The organism is Plantactinospora sp. KLBMP9567 (assembly GCF_033446045.1).
GTDB lineage: Bacteria > Actinomycetota > Actinomycetes > Mycobacteriales > Micromonosporaceae > Plantactinospora.
Genome location: NZ_JAWQRR010000012.1, coordinates 14358 through 28025, shown reverse-complemented (window position 1 = coordinate 28025; position 13668 = coordinate 14358). Strand labels below are relative to the sequence as shown.

Below are 13668 nucleotides of genomic sequence, written 5' to 3'. Positions count from 1 at the left end.
CCGCGCGAAACCGAACCGGCCGACGGCACCGGCCCGGCGGTGAGAGGGCGACAACCCGGGCCCGGCTACCAGTGCCGGGCCCGGGGCGCGCGGACCGATCAGCGGGTACGGTCCCGGTTGTAGAGCCGCTTCGCCCACACGTACCCGACCAGCGCGATCACGGCGCACCAGCCGAGCGCGACCAGGCCGCTGTCCCCGATCGGCGTGCCGAGGAACAGGCCACGCAGCGTCTCCATGATCGGGGTGAACGGCTGGTACTCGGCGAACCACCGCAGCCCGACCGGCAGCGAGTCGGTGGGCACGAACCCACTGCCGAAGAGGGGCAGCACCATCAGGGGCATGGGCAGGTTGCTCGCCGCCTCCACCGTCTTCGTCGCCAGGCCCATCGCGACGGCCAACCACACGAGGGCGAACGTTGTCGCGGCGAGGATCCCGGCGGCCGCCAGCCACTCGATCGCGCCCGCGTTCGGCCGGAAGCCGACGAGCACGGCCACGCCCAGCACGACGGCGAGCTGCGACAGGGTCTGCAGGACGCTGCCCAGCACGTGCCCGGTCAGGACCGACACCCGCGCGATCGCCATGGTGCGGAACCGGGCGATGATGCCCTCCGTCATGTCCATCGCCACCGAGATCGCGGTGCCCTGTACGGCGCCCGTGATGGTGATGAGCAGGATGCCGGGCACAACGTAGTTGACGTAGGCGCCGCGACCGCCCGACCCGCCGCCGAGGCCGTCACCGAGCGTGCCGCCGAGCACGTAGACGAAGAGCAGCAGGAAGATGATCGGCACGGCGAGCAGGGTCAGTGTGACGGACAGGTTGCGCGACATGTGCCGTAGCTGCCGGCGCAGCATCGTGGTCGAGTCGCGGACGGCTACTCTCATCGTGGTCATCGTGCGGTCACCTTCTCGGAGCCGGATGCGGAAACGGTCGCCGGGGCAGCAGCCGGAACGTCCGCCGAGGCGGGCTGGCCGGTCACGGCGAAGAACACGTCGTCGAGGTCAGGGTTGTGCAGGGTCAGCCCGTCCACCTCGACCGCCGCGTCGTCGAGGCGGTCGAGCAGTGCCTTGAGCGAGCGGACGCCGCCGTCGCCGGGCACCCGCAGGACCAGTGGGTCGTCCGTGCTGTGCGGCGCGACGTCCAGGATCGCGGCGGCTGCGGTCCGGGCGGTGCCGTCGGCGAACCGCAGCTCGACGTGCCCGCCCGGCACCCGCCGCTTGAGCTCGGCCGGGGTGCCCTCGGCGACGAGCCGGCCGTGGTCGAGCAGGGCGATCCGGTCGGCGAGCTGGTCCGCCTCCTCCAGGTACTGGGTGGTGAGGAAGATCGTGACGCCTCGGCTGACCAGGTCCCGGACGATCTGCCACATGTCGCGCCGGCTGCGCGGGTCCAGCCCGGTGGTGGGCTCGTCAAGGAAGATCACCCGAGGGTTGCCGATCAGGCCCATGGCGAGGTCGAGCCGGCGCCGCATGCCGCCCGAGTACGCCACGCCGGGCTTCCTCGCCACCTCACCGAGGTCGAACCGCTCGATCAGCTCCGCCGTCCGTCGCCGCCCCTCGGCCCGACCCAAGTGGTGCAGGTCGGCCATGAGCAGCAGGTTCTCCTCGCCGGTGAGGAAGTTGTCCAGCGCGGAGAACTGGCCGGTGACACCGATCGCCGCCCGCACCCGGTCGGGATCACGAACCACGTCGTGACCGCAGACGCGGACGTCACCCGCGTCGGCACGGATCAGGGTCGACAGGATCTGGACCATCGTGGTCTTGCCGGCCCCGTTGGGTCCGAGCAACGAGAAGATGCTGCCCTCGCGGACGTGCAGGTCGATGCCGTCGAGCACCACCTGGCTGCCGTACGACCTGCGCAGGCCGGTCACCGCGATCGCCGGCTCGGTCGGGATGTTCGTCATGCACACGACGGTGCCGGCGCACCGGATCGCGGCGGTTTCACTGTGGTTTCACCGCCCCGGGCCGGCCCGAACCGGCAGATCGACAGCCGGGCCGGGCGGCGAACCCTCCGCGCCCGGACCCACGCTCCTACCAGTGTCTCGGAACCGGTGGTGCGCGGCGCCGACGGCGGTCCCGGCAGCAGCGACCGGATTCCCGAGCGCAGCGACTTCCGCTACGTCGACATCAAGGAAGATGTCGCCGTCGGCTCGCTCCGCCGGTCGCGGTTCTGGCGAACCGGCGCGCGAGGTCCGCGAAGGCGCCTCAGGTGGACCTCGCGGCGGTCCCGACCTTCTCCGCGCACTTGCGACCCCGGGGTAGCCGAGGTCGGGGGCTCAGAGCGCGCCCCGGTCGACGAGGCTGAAGCTCGCGGTGGGGGTGGCGTCACCGACCTCCTCGACGAACACCGCCTTGCGTTCCGCGCTCCACTGGACGAAGCCGTAGGCCTCGTTGTAGATGTGGTAGGTCCGCCTGTTCTTGTCGTCCGTGGCGCCGGTGGGGGTGAGGGAGAACAGCGTCGCCTGCGTCGGAACGCACTCGGCGGCGACCAGCGACGACGGCTGGTCCGGCGTGATTTTGACGCCCAGGCAGGTCTCCGAGTTGTCGCCGCGATCCGCACCGCGCAGCGACCTGATCAGATAGTCCACGCCCATCGGCACCAGGACGAACTGCGACTTCATACCGGTGCCGTCGGAAGCCTCCACCTCGTACCAGTGGTAGTCCAGTGCCAGGTCCCGGTCGATCTCGGCGAGATGGATCAGCGTACGCCGGTTTCCCTGAAGGATCGGAGCATCCGGGTCCGGGGCCGCCGGGGCAGGCCGGGTACTCGTCGGACTCGGGCCGGCCGGCGCGGACGCTTCCCCGGAGCCGTCCCGGTCACCGCCGTCGGGACCGAAGGCGTTCAGAGCGGCGAGGCCCGTGCCAAGCAGCACGATGAGAGTTGCGGCGGCCGCCCCGGCTCCCAGGAGCCGTCTACGGCGGGTGGCCTCGGGCCGGGCTTCGGCCCGCACCTTCCCGGGACTACCGTCGGCCAGCCGGAACCTGTCGCGGGCGGTCAGTGCCGCCGCGGCAACCGCAGTGGTGATCTCTGGCTGCGGGGTGTCGCCGGCGAGCAGGCCGTCGAGCAGTTCCCGCGCTGTCGGGCGTTCCTCGGGATTCTTGACGAGTGCCCGATCCACGAGATCGCGGAGCGGCCCGGACAGCCCGGAAAGGTCGGGCGGCTGGGTGAGAATGCGCATGGCGGTGGCTGGTGCGGAGTCGGCGGCGAACGGGGTACGCGCGGTCGCCGCGTACGCCACCACCACACCCCAGGCGAAGATGTCCGCGGCGGAGCTCACCTGCCGACCGTTCTCCGGGTCGAAGCGCTCCGGCGCCATGTAGGCGACCGTGCCGACTATCTGGTCAGTACGCGTGTGCTGGCTGGTCGCCTCGAAGGGGCGGGCGATGCCGAAGTCGATAACCTTGAGGCCGCCCATGGCGAACAGTACGTTGCCGGGCTTGAGGTCGCGGTGGATCACCCCGGCACCGTGGATGGCGGTCAGCGCGGTGGCGATGCCGACGGCCACCCCGTGCAGCGCGGAGGCGGACAGTGGTCCCTGCTCCCTGACGACCGTGGCAAGGCTCGGGCCGTCGACGTACTCGACGACGAGGTAGGGCGGGTCGTGGTCCGGGTCGGCATCGAGTACCTCAGCGGTCGAGAACGGCGGCACCTGGCGCGCCCGGCTGACCTCGCTGCGGAAGCGGCCACGGAACTCGGCGTCGCTCGAGAACTCGGGCCGGACCATCTTGATAGCCACCTTGCGCCCGTCTCGATCTCGCCCGAGGTAGACGGTGCCCATGCCACCCTCGCCCAGACGGCCCAGTAGCTCATACCTACCGAGCCGGGTCCGTTCCTCCGGCAGCAGCGGCATGCTCATCTCGAGTTCTCCCCTCACCGCGCGGCGCCCCACCTGCGGTAGAGAGAGACCCTAGCCGGACGGGGCTCGCGGGACGAACACCCTGCATTTCCGGCGTCTCCGGAAGGTGCTATCGCCGGCCCGGTCGCGCAACGGCACCACCAAGGCGGCGTGTCCTGCTCGAAGGGGGAAGGGAGCAACCTCGCCTCGCCTCCAGCCGTCCCCACGCATCACCGGCGTCCAACATGCCGGCTTGCTGCTGATCTGGGGTGATCCTATTCACGCCCCCGGTGCCGCCGGCATCGACCATGGCGCCAGTTCTGAGCCAACGAGGCTTGTTGGTGTGCCATGAGTGTGCCATGATGGCACCATGGACTTGACCTCATATGTGGGCAACCTCGGACGTGAGTTCGCCACGCTTGCCGAAGCCGGCGGTGCGGAGGCGCGTGCCCTGGTCGAGCGCCTGACCGGGTCGCTCGAATCGGCGATCCGGATGACGCTGCTGGACGCGCTGTCGGCCGCCGCCGACGAGATCACCCGAGACCTGGCTCCGGGTTCGGTGGAACTGCGCCTACGCGGACGCGACCCGAGCTTCGTCGTGACCCCGCCACCCGCCGAGCCGCTCGAACTCGCGGCCGAGCACGCGACAGCGACGCTCGACAACGCCCCGGACAACGACCTGCCGATCGCCGAGAACGGCCCCGCCGCGCGGATCAACGTACGGCTACCCGAGCAGCTCAAGGCCGCGATCGAGGAGGCCGCAGCCAAGGAGGGCCGCTCAGTCAACGCCTGGCTCGTCCGGGCGGCCGCCACCACCTTGCAGCGCTCGGATCAGCACCAGCGATCCGAGCCGTCCGGCAGCGCGAAACGGACCAAGCAGCGTTTCACCGGCTGGGTGCGCTAGCCACCCCCACGCTTACCTCATCCCACGTCTCCGACCTGCGGGGACGACTCACCTACCCATGATGCGGGGACAACCATGCCAAAATTCGAGACCCCTGAGCCGATCTCCGTCACGCTCGAACTCGGCGTCGCCGACGTGCGAATCACCGCGGGCAACCGGACCGACACCCTCGTCGAGGTCCGCCCGAGCGACGAAGCCGACGAGTCCGACGTGAAAGCCGCCCGGCAGGTCCGTGCCGACTACACCAACGGCACGCTCCGGATCACCGGCCCGAGGGCACGCGCCTTCGACTTCTCCCGCAAGACCAGGTCGGTCGACGTGACCATCCAACTGCCCAGCGACTCCCAGCTCTCTGCCCACCTCCAGGTGGGCGACCTCCGCTGCGCCGGCCGGCTCGGGCGGTGCCGGCTCAAGACCTCCGCCGGGAGCGTCTGGCTCGAACGAACCGGCCCGCTGCACGCGGACACATCGGCCGGTCACGTGACCGCCGACGGCATCAACGGCAACACCGAGATCTCCACCGGATCCGGCAAGATCCAGATCGGCGAGATCGACGGCACCGCGGTGGTCAAGAATTCCAACGGCGACACCACGATCGACGTGGTCACCGGCGACGTCCGGGTACGCGCCGCCAACGGCCACATCCGGATCGAACGGGCCGGCGCCGACGTCGATGCGAAGACCTCCAACGGCAACATCCGCCTCGGCGAGGTGGCCCGCGGCTCGGTCACGCTCGGGACCGCCATGGGCGACCTGGACATCGGCGTCGCCGACGGCACCGCCGCCTGGCTCGAGGTCAACACCGGATTCGGACACGTACGCAACGAGCTGGAGAACGCCATCCGACCCGAGGAGGCCGACGAGACCGTCGAGGTACGCGGTCGCACCTCCTACGGCGACATCATCATCCACCGCTCCTGATCCCCGACCGCCTGAACTGGGTCGAGTTCAAAGGTCTCGGGGCAGACCCGTCCAGCGTGACTGTTGCATAGGGAGACACGAAGCATGGAAGCACAGAACCTGGCTATCCGGGTCAACGGATTGCGCAAGTCCTATCAGAAGGTGCAGGTACTCAAGGGCGTCGACTTCGATGTGGCCAGCGGGAGCATTTTCGCGTTGCTCGGCTCCAACGGTGCCGGCAAGACCACGACCGTGAGGATCCTCGCCACCCTGCTCAAGCCGGATGACGGCACGGCAAGCGTCAACGGATTCGACGTCCTGTCCCAGCCGGCGCGGGTGCGGGAGTCCATCAGCCTGACCGGGCAGTTCGCGGCGGTCGACGAGATCCTCACCGGCCGGGAGAACCTGGTCATGATCGCCAAGTTGCGGCAGGTGGAGAATCCCCGCCGGGTCGCAGACGACCTGCTCGGACGATTCGGCCTTGCCGATGCGGCCGGACGCCGGGTGTCGGCTTACTCGGGCGGCATGCGCCGCCGCCTCGACATCGCCATGAGCCTCATCGGCGACCCACCGATCATCTTCCTCGACGAGCCAACCACCGGACTGGACCCGGAGGCCCGCATCGAAGTGTGGCAGGTGATCCAGAACCTCGCCGACAGCGGCACGACGGTCCTTCTCACGACCCAGTACCTGGAAGAGGCCGAGAAGCTCGCCGACCGGATCGCGATCCTGCACGAGGGCACGATCATCGTGTCCGGCACGTTGGCAGAACTGAGGAAGCTACTCCCGTCCGCGAAAGTGGAATACGTGGAACGGCAACCCACCCTGGAGGAAATCTTCCTGGCGATCGTCGGAAGCGACAGGACTCACGAAAAAGAAAAGCAGGTGCAGCGATGACCGCGCATTCCTTCAGCAACACCAGCGTGATGCTCGGGCGCTCCGTGCGACACGTCACGCGCAGCATGGACACCATCATCACGGTCACGATCATGCCGATCGCGTTCATGCTGCTGTTCGTCTACGTGTTCGGCGGCGCCATCCAGGCGGGTACCGACAACTACGTCAACTTTCTGATGCCCGGCATCCTGCTCATGGCGATCGCCAGCGGCATCTCCTACACCGCCTACCGACTGTTCAACGACCTGCAGGGCGGCATCTTCGAGCGTTTCCACTCCATGCCGATCGCACGTTCGTCCGTGCTGTGGGGACACGTGCTGACCTCGCTGGTATCCAACGCCATCTCCGTGGTGGTCATCGTCCTGGTAGGGCTTCTCATGGGCTTCCGCTCGTCGGCGGGAGTGCTGGGGTGGCTCGCCGTGGCCGGGATCCTCGTGCTCTTCACGCTCGCGCTGACGTGGGTCGCGGTGATGGCCGGACTCTCGGCATCCTCCACTGACGGAGCGACCGCCTTCTCATATCCGATCATCTTCCTGCCTTTCGTGAGCTCGGCGTTCGTCCCCACCGACACGATGCCCGGGCCAGTGCGCGCTTTCGCGGAGAACCAACCGGTCACCTCCATCGTCAACACGATCAGGGCGCTCCTCGATCGGCAGCCGGTTGGCGGCGAAATCTGGATCGCCCTCGCCTGGTGCGTCGGAATTCTTGTCGTCGCCTATGCGCTCGCCATGCTCGCCTACCGGCGCAGAATCGCCTGAAACCCCGGGCAGCCGGCCGTCCATCACGTCCCGGGCGGCCGGTCGGACCCCCCCGACAGGCCAATCACACCATTGAATCTTCTTCAATCAGTTGAATCTTCTTCAATCGGTAACGCGTGGCCCACGGCAGCTCCGGGCCGGGTTGCTCCTGAGGTCAGAAACTGGCCGGAACTGCTGTGAGCCTTCTCAGCATGAACAGTGAAGTCCTGCTCCCCCAGCAGTCGGTTCCCGCCGCCGGCGCCGTGCTCAACCCGTTCGTGATCGTGGACGACGCCGCCGCCCTCATCACCTTCGTATCCGAGGTCTTCGGCGTCCCGGAGACCGCCGAGGCGAGGACCCCGATGCCCGACGGCAAGCTGATCCATGCCCAGCTACGACTCGGTAGCGTCGACCTGATGATCGCCGATCGGCTCGACGGCTGGCCACTGCGGCCCGGTCTGCTCCAGGTGTGGGTTCGCGACGTGGCGACGGTGCTGCACCGCGCCAACGCGCACGGCGCCACCACCGTCACCGAACCGACCCCGTTCTACGGTGAATCGACCCTCGGCAGGATGCTCGACCCCTGGCAGAACATCTGGTGGCTTTGGGCACCGGCACCGGGTCAGCCCGATCCGACGCCTCACCGGGACGGCGGCTCGGACGTCATCTTCACCACGCTGGACAATGCCCTCAAGTCGTTGACGAGCTGAGCCGAGCCGCACCGCCTCGATCGGCCGCCCCTTTCCTCGAGTTGTTGACAGCCGAGCCACGCGGCGTCATGCTCCTGCGCATGGAAGGTAAACCGATCGGCGACAGGCGTTCCGAACGGCATCAGGAAACCAAAGCGGAGATCATCCGGACAGCCTGGGACCTAACCCAGTCGCAGGGCCTTGCCGGCCTGTCCCTGCGGGACCTCGCCGGCAGGGTACGTATGCGCCCACAGTCCCTGTACTCGTACTTCCCTTCCAAGCACGCGATCTACGACGCCATGTTCGCCAACGGATACCGCCGGTTCCTGGAGGCGATGCAACAGGTGCCACCTTCCGCCGACCCGCGTGCCGGCCTCAAGGCGGTCGCCCGCGCCTACCTCGCCTTCTGCGTCGCCGACAACGCCCGCTATCAGCTCCTTTTCCAGCGCCCGATCCCCGGGTTCGAACCGTCGGCGGAGTCATATGCGCTGGCTCCGGAGGCGCTCGCCGGTGGCCGGCTGCCGTCGCAGTGGACGGAGAACCTCGCCCGACTCGGCGTCAGCGACCCGGCGGACATCGACATCTCCACCGCACTCGTCACCGGCCTGGTCGACCAGCAGATCGCGAACGACCCGGGAGGCGACCGCTGGGCCCGCCATCTGGACGACGTGGTCGACATGTTCGTCGATCACGCAACCCGTCGGCCCGCTCGGGCTGAACCCGCAAGAAGCGACGAGCGGACGCCACCCCGCGCGGCCATGCCGGCCCCGCACAAATCTAACGCCCGACTGCCACCAAGGGAGACGACCGATGAACGCCCTTCAGCAGTCCGTACGAACCGGAGGAGGGAACTGTCATGGCCAAGTTCGTGACCATCGGATACGGCGACCAGGACGGCTACAACCGCACCGCCGCGGCGGTACGCGACGGTGCCCACGCGCATGACGTGCGCTTGCGTGCGGCGGGAGCTGATATGGGCATCGCCGGCGCGCCCGTGCAGGTGCGAAACCACGACGATGCCGGCACGACCGTGCAGAGCGGGCCCTTCATGTCCTCCGCTCTCCCGGTGGCCGGATTCGCGATCATCGAAGCCGCAACGCTGGAGGAAGCGATCCAACTCGTGTCGAAAACGCCATGTGCAGTCGCGAGGGGTGTCGTTGAGGTGTGGCCGTTGCAGGAGTCGCCGTAGGCCGCAGCCTGCTCGCCATCCGCGACATCAAGCAGGACGGTCGGGCCGAGCGGCACCAGTCACCGACGACTCCCGGACAGCTCAACCGAAGCGTTACTCGCCGTCGTCCCGCACGAAGATCTCCTCGTCCGCCCAGCGCCGTTCGGTGTCCGACACCGTGCGGATGCGGAGGTACTGGCAGGAGTATCCGGTGCTCCCCTTGCCGGCCAGCCAGATCTCCGGGAGCTTGTCGCACCGCACCTCGTCCGACATGTCGCGGTAGTAGAACCAGTCGAGCGTCTTCTCCTGCAGTTCGGGCAGCACCTGTTCGGTGAACGAGACGCCTGGGCCCGACATGCCCGGTACCGCCGCCTCGATCTGCTCCTGGGTCAGCAGACCGGCCTGCGGTCCGGTGATCTTAACCGGACGCTCCCGGCCGACCACGACCGGAGAGGGCGGCGGGCCGGCGGTGGCGGGACTCGTCGTCGCGCCCGCATCCGGGGTGCCGGGTTCGCAGCCGCCGGCGGCGGCTACGACCACCACGCCGACCAGCACGCGCAGGAACGCGGATGGGCTCGCCACGGCACCGATCGCATCCACCCTTTCGATGCACAACATCCACAGCCGCGGCCACGGCGGCGCCGACCTCGGCCTTTCCAGCCCTGCTCGTCCCCGGGCCGGCGCGACACGCGCCAGTAGGGCCACCAGCACTGGTCTTCACCCGGCTGCTCCGAAGATCCGTTCGGGCGGCGTCGTAGCGGGGACTCCCCGAAGCGGTGCCGGGCGTGGGCCGGTGCGCCGGTCTATCCGATAGACGACAGGAGATGCCTCTTCACCTGGACCGGGGATCCTGACAGGCTGCGGTCGGCACGTAACTGTCTGGATGGGACTGTCGTACGATGGCGAAGCGCTGGTTGATCACGGGTTGCTCGACCGGACTCGGGCGCGCCCTCGCCGCCCGGCTCGCCGCCGAGGGAGAACGGGTGCTCGCCACCGCACGGCGACCGGAGACTCTGGCCGAGTTGGTCGCCCAGTACCCCGACAATCTGCTGTCCACCGCGTTGGACGTACGCGACCAGGCGCAGTGTCAGGCGGCGGTCGAGTTGGCGCTGGACACCTTCGGCGGGATCGACATCCTGGTCAACAACGCCGCCTACGGACAGTTCGGCACCCTGGAGGAGGTGTCGGAGGACCAGCTCGCCGCGCAGTTCGACACCAACGTCTTCGGGCCGTGGCGGCTCACCCGGGTGGTGCTGCCGCTCTGGCGGGCGCAGCGGTCCGGGCACGCCGTCTTCGTCAGCTCGGTCGCCGGCACGGTGCCGTTCCCGGGCCTGGCCGCCTACAACGCCAGCAAGGCGGCGCTGGAGGGACTGGCCGAGTCGCTCGCTGCCGAGGCCGGCCACCTCGGCGTGAAGGTGACCATCCTGCAGCCGGGGGGCTTCGCCACCGGGTACGCCACCGCGTTGAGGCTGCCTGAGCAGCGGATCGAGGACTACGCTCCGATCAGCAACGGCACCCTCGGCGCGCTACGCAGCATGAACGACAAGCAGGACGTCAATCCGCCCGAGGTCTTCGCGGACGTCGTCTGGCGCCTCAGCGGGATGCAGTCGCCACCGCTGCGGCTGCCGGTCGGTCGCGACTCGGAGGCGTTCCTGGAATCCGCGTACGACACCCGACGCCGCGAGTACGACGACGTCGTCAAGGCCGGCCACCACACCGTCGTCTGACGCCGTTCGACTCCGCTTCACCCACCCGCGAGCACCAGTGGCGCACCGGGTGCCCGACGAGGGCGGAGATCACGATGCGCCGAGCAGGAACCGGAGCTACTGCCGCCAATTCGAGTCGCACGCCCACTTCCCGCCAGTGGCGCTCGCGGTCGAGTTCGCAGGGATGCGCAGCCGCCCCTCGTTCGGCGGCTCAGGCTCGACGTAACCGCCGTTGCGGCCACCACGCCATGCCGCAGCCTATGGTTTGCGCACGACCCCACACCACTGGTCAACCTCGACCGGCAGGCTGCCGTCGTCCTGCGGCTCGGGGCGCCACCGTGAGCACGAGACCCAGCCCGGCTCTACAGGCTCAAGGCCGGCGAAGAACTCGGCGATTCGCTCGGGGGTCCTCAGCTTCAGTTTCGGCTGGGCATCGATGTTCCACACGCGGACCGCTTCGGCGGTGGCCTCACCGTTGACCGCCGTGGTGGTGTTGGCGACGGCGACGTAGCTTCCGGACGGCACCGCCGCCAGCAGCCGGTCGATGATCTGCTGCAGCTCGTCATCGTCGTTGATGAAGTGCATGATGCCGAGCAGCATGATCGCCACGGGCTCGGCGAAGTTCAGCGTGTTGGCCGCCCGCCGCAAGATGGTCTCCGGATCGTGCAGGTCGGCGTCGATGTAGTCGGTGGCGCCCTCTGGGGAACTGGTCAGCAAGGCGCGTGCGTGTACCAGCACCAGTGGATCGTTGTCGACGTAGACGATCCGCGTTTCGGGGGCCACCCGTTGCGCGACCTGATGGGTGTTGTCCTGGGTGGGCAGCCCGGTGCCGATGTCTAGGAACTGGCGGATCCCCGCCTCGGCGACCAGGTAGTGGACAGCCCGTCCCAAGAACAGCCGGTCAGCACGTGCCAGCTCGATCACGACGGGAAAGATGTCCTTGACTCTTTTCCCGACCTCCCGATCGACCGCGAAGTTGTCCTTACCGCCGAGCCAGTAGTTCCAGATCCGTGCCGTGTGCGGCACGTTGGTGTCGAGTCTGGAGGTCACCGGCTCCTGGTTGGTCGGACGCAAGTCGGACATCTATGCTCCATCGGGCCTAGCCGGGCACGGGTACGGACAAATGAATGATCAGCATAGTAGAACGACGCCTCTTCGCCCGGCCGAGCCTGGTACGGTCCGGGACTCCGTACGGTGCGGTGCCTGGCCGCTGTCGGTGGCCTGGGCGTTTCAGCGGGAGTCAGGTCCGGTCGGCCGCGAGGTGGGCCGGCAGCGTCGCGGGTTGCACCGGTACCTCGAGCACGGTGGCGCTGGCCGCGTCGGCGTCGACCAGGTGCTCTTCCAGGGTGGGTCCGGCTACGGTCAGGTCACGCCGACGCAGCCAGTCGAACAGGTCGAGGCCGGCGCGGACCACGCCGGTTGCCGGTGGGACGACGGCTCGCACCACCGTGCGGGCGGGCAGGTCGAGCCGTTCGCCTCTGCGCCCGGCAGTGACTGCCGCCAGGAAATTCCCGGTGGGTTGCCCGCTGAGCCAGGTCAGCAGGGCCGCCGGGGATGACGGACACAGGACGGCCAGCTCGGACGGATGGGCGATTCGCAGGTAGCGCACGTGCAGGCGGCGCCCACCGACCGTAGCCTGCTGGGGCAGGACCGACGCCGGCGTGGCGAGCCGGTCCTCAGCCGCGGCGAGGGCTGCGGCCTTCAGTGCGATGTCGCGACGTAGTGCGGTCACGGTTTCGGCCAGGGCCTGCCGGAGGTGCGCGTCGGGGGCATCCAGGATGTCGGCGATCTGGCGTAGCGACAGGCCGAGGTGCTGTAGTCCCCGGATGCGTTCCAGCCGGCTCAGTTCGGTCACGCCGTACCACCGGTAGCCGGTGGCCCGGTCCACTGTGGCGGGGACCAGCAACCCGATCTTGTCATAGTGGCGCAGGGTGCGTTCGGATACTCCGACCATCCCCGCCAGCTCTCCGATGCGCCACACAGCTTCCTCCTCCTGCCTTGACCTTCTCCCTGCGTCAGGGTTCTAGCGTCCCGGCCATGAATCCCACTGACCGTAGTGCCGCGGCCCGACTGACGGGCATGCTGCTGTTGAGTTCGTTGACGGCCATGCTCGCCGGTGTGGCGGTCGTCGTGCCATCGGGGCTGACCCTGAATCCGGCCGACCCCGCCGCCGTGTTGGCAGCGGTGCATGCACGGGTCGGGTTGCACCTGATCGAGTTGGGGCTCGACGCAACCGGCTGGCTCGCCCTGCTCGCGGCCGGGCTCATAATGAACCTTTTTCAACCTGAACCACGCGGCGCTCACACACCGCGTCCGACCTCGAGCTCCGGCGGACCGCAAGGGGAGCTTGGGAAAGGTTCAATGCTCGCCCGCCCCACGACGTCCAGGCCACACCTCGTGACGCTGGCCGCCGGGCTGCTGGCCTGCGCCGGCCTGGCGGGCCTGCTCCACGACGCCGGAAACCTGGCGTTGACCCAACTGGCCGCCGATCCCACGGACCCTGCGGCCACCACGGTGGCCTGGGCGGTCCTACTGACCGCCAAGTGGACCGTCAACCTGGCCGGGTTGCTCTGGACCGCCGCGACCGTGGCGACCGCGCTCGGCACCCCGCTGCCCACCGGACTCCGGCGCACCGGCGTGGTCGCCGCGATGTCGGGCCTCGCCGCCGTTCTGCTGCCATGGACAACCGGGACCGACGGCCCCACCGCAACGCTGGAACAGCTCGGCTACGCCCTCCACCTGCCGGTCATGGTCTGGTACGGCGTACTGGGCTGGCGGCTGGTGCACGACAATCCCGCTGCCGCAGCCTGACCAGGCTGGCGTACCAGAGCCACGTTC

Annotated in this window: 15 protein-coding genes; 9 read left to right on the top strand and 6 right to left on the bottom strand. The window is 68.7% G+C overall.

Annotated elements, in window-relative coordinates:
• Positions 1 to 98 precede the first annotated feature (98 nt).
• The 3 genes from R6Y94_RS09945 to R6Y94_RS09935 form a co-directional block, all read right to left on the bottom strand.
• A complete protein-coding gene (locus R6Y94_RS09945; RefSeq protein ID WP_318395504.1) occupies positions 99 to 890 on the bottom strand; it encodes an ABC transporter permease in 792 nt (263 codons plus the stop codon).
• Positions 887 to 1897, bottom strand: coding sequence for an ATP-binding cassette domain-containing protein (locus tag R6Y94_RS09940; RefSeq protein WP_318395503.1), 1011 nt, complete (start codon positions 1895 to 1897; stop codon positions 887 to 889). The genes R6Y94_RS09945 and R6Y94_RS09940 overlap by 4 nt, the downstream gene beginning before the upstream one ends.
• Positions 1898 to 2269: 372 nt before the next feature.
• Positions 2270 to 3850 carry a serine/threonine-protein kinase gene (locus R6Y94_RS09935; RefSeq protein ID WP_318395502.1) on the bottom strand — a complete coding sequence of 527 codons (1581 nt, stop codon included), beginning with the start codon at positions 3848 to 3850 and terminating at the stop codon, positions 2270 to 2272.
• A gap of 349 nt (positions 3851 to 4199) precedes the next feature.
• Between R6Y94_RS09935 and R6Y94_RS09930 the strand changes: the two genes are divergently transcribed.
• The 7 genes from R6Y94_RS09930 (at position 4200) to R6Y94_RS09900 (ending at position 9145) form a co-directional block, all read left to right on the top strand.
• On the top strand, positions 4200 to 4733 hold the full coding sequence (locus tag R6Y94_RS09930) for a YlcI/YnfO family protein (RefSeq protein WP_318395501.1): 534 nt from the start codon (positions 4200 to 4202) through the stop codon (positions 4731 to 4733).
• 75 nt (positions 4734 to 4808) lie between these two features.
• Positions 4809 to 5654: a DUF4097 family beta strand repeat-containing protein gene (locus tag R6Y94_RS09925; RefSeq protein ID WP_318395500.1), complete on the top strand. Its 846-nt coding sequence runs from the start codon at positions 4809 to 4811 to the stop codon at positions 5652 to 5654.
• A gap of 84 nt (positions 5655 to 5738) precedes the next feature.
• Positions 5739 to 6530, top strand: coding sequence for an ABC transporter ATP-binding protein (locus R6Y94_RS09920; protein WP_318395499.1), 792 nt, complete (start codon positions 5739 to 5741; stop codon positions 6528 to 6530).
• Positions 6527 to 7288: an ABC transporter permease gene (locus tag R6Y94_RS09915; protein WP_318395498.1), complete on the top strand. Its 762-nt coding sequence runs from the start codon at positions 6527 to 6529 to the stop codon at positions 7286 to 7288. The genes R6Y94_RS09920 and R6Y94_RS09915 overlap by 4 nt, the downstream gene beginning before the upstream one ends.
• Positions 7289 to 7479: 191 nt before the next feature.
• Positions 7480 to 7977, top strand: coding sequence for a VOC family protein (locus tag R6Y94_RS09910; RefSeq protein WP_318395497.1), 498 nt, complete (start codon positions 7480 to 7482; stop codon positions 7975 to 7977).
• A gap of 44 nt (positions 7978 to 8021) precedes the next feature.
• Positions 8022 to 8828, top strand: a complete 807-nt coding sequence (locus R6Y94_RS09905; protein WP_318395496.1) for a TetR/AcrR family transcriptional regulator — start codon at positions 8022 to 8024, stop codon at positions 8826 to 8828.
• On the top strand, positions 8813 to 9145 hold the full coding sequence (locus R6Y94_RS09900) for a YciI family protein (protein ID WP_318395495.1): 333 nt from the start codon (positions 8813 to 8815) through the stop codon (positions 9143 to 9145). Before R6Y94_RS09905 ends, R6Y94_RS09900 begins: the two co-directional genes overlap by 16 nt.
• A 93-nt stretch (positions 9146 to 9238) precedes the next feature.
• On the opposite strand, the gene R6Y94_RS09895 is transcribed toward R6Y94_RS09900, so the two are convergent.
• Entirely contained in the window at positions 9239 to 9706 is a 468-nt protein-coding gene (locus R6Y94_RS09895; RefSeq protein ID WP_318395494.1) for a hypothetical protein, read from the bottom strand.
• A gap of 317 nt (positions 9707 to 10023) precedes the next feature.
• On the opposite strand from R6Y94_RS09895, the gene R6Y94_RS09890 reads away from it, so the two are divergent.
• On the top strand, positions 10024 to 10851 hold the full coding sequence (locus tag R6Y94_RS09890) for an SDR family oxidoreductase (RefSeq protein ID WP_318395493.1): 828 nt from the start codon (positions 10024 to 10026) through the stop codon (positions 10849 to 10851).
• Between the two features lie 237 nt (positions 10852 to 11088).
• On the opposite strand, the gene R6Y94_RS09885 is transcribed toward R6Y94_RS09890, so the two are convergent.
• Positions 11089 to 11913: an SAM-dependent methyltransferase gene (locus R6Y94_RS09885; RefSeq protein WP_318395492.1), complete on the bottom strand. Its 825-nt coding sequence runs from the start codon at positions 11911 to 11913 to the stop codon at positions 11089 to 11091.
• Between the two features lie 157 nt (positions 11914 to 12070).
• A complete protein-coding gene (locus R6Y94_RS09880) occupies positions 12071 to 12811 on the bottom strand; it encodes a MerR family transcriptional regulator (RefSeq protein ID WP_318395491.1) in 741 nt (246 codons plus the stop codon).
• Between the two features lie 380 nt (positions 12812 to 13191).
• Here R6Y94_RS09880 and R6Y94_RS09875 point away from each other — a divergent pair, with 380 nt between their 5' ends.
• On the top strand, positions 13192 to 13641 hold the full coding sequence (locus R6Y94_RS09875) for a hypothetical protein (protein ID WP_318395490.1): 450 nt from the start codon (positions 13192 to 13194) through the stop codon (positions 13639 to 13641).
• Positions 13642 to 13668: the final 27 nt, after the last annotated feature.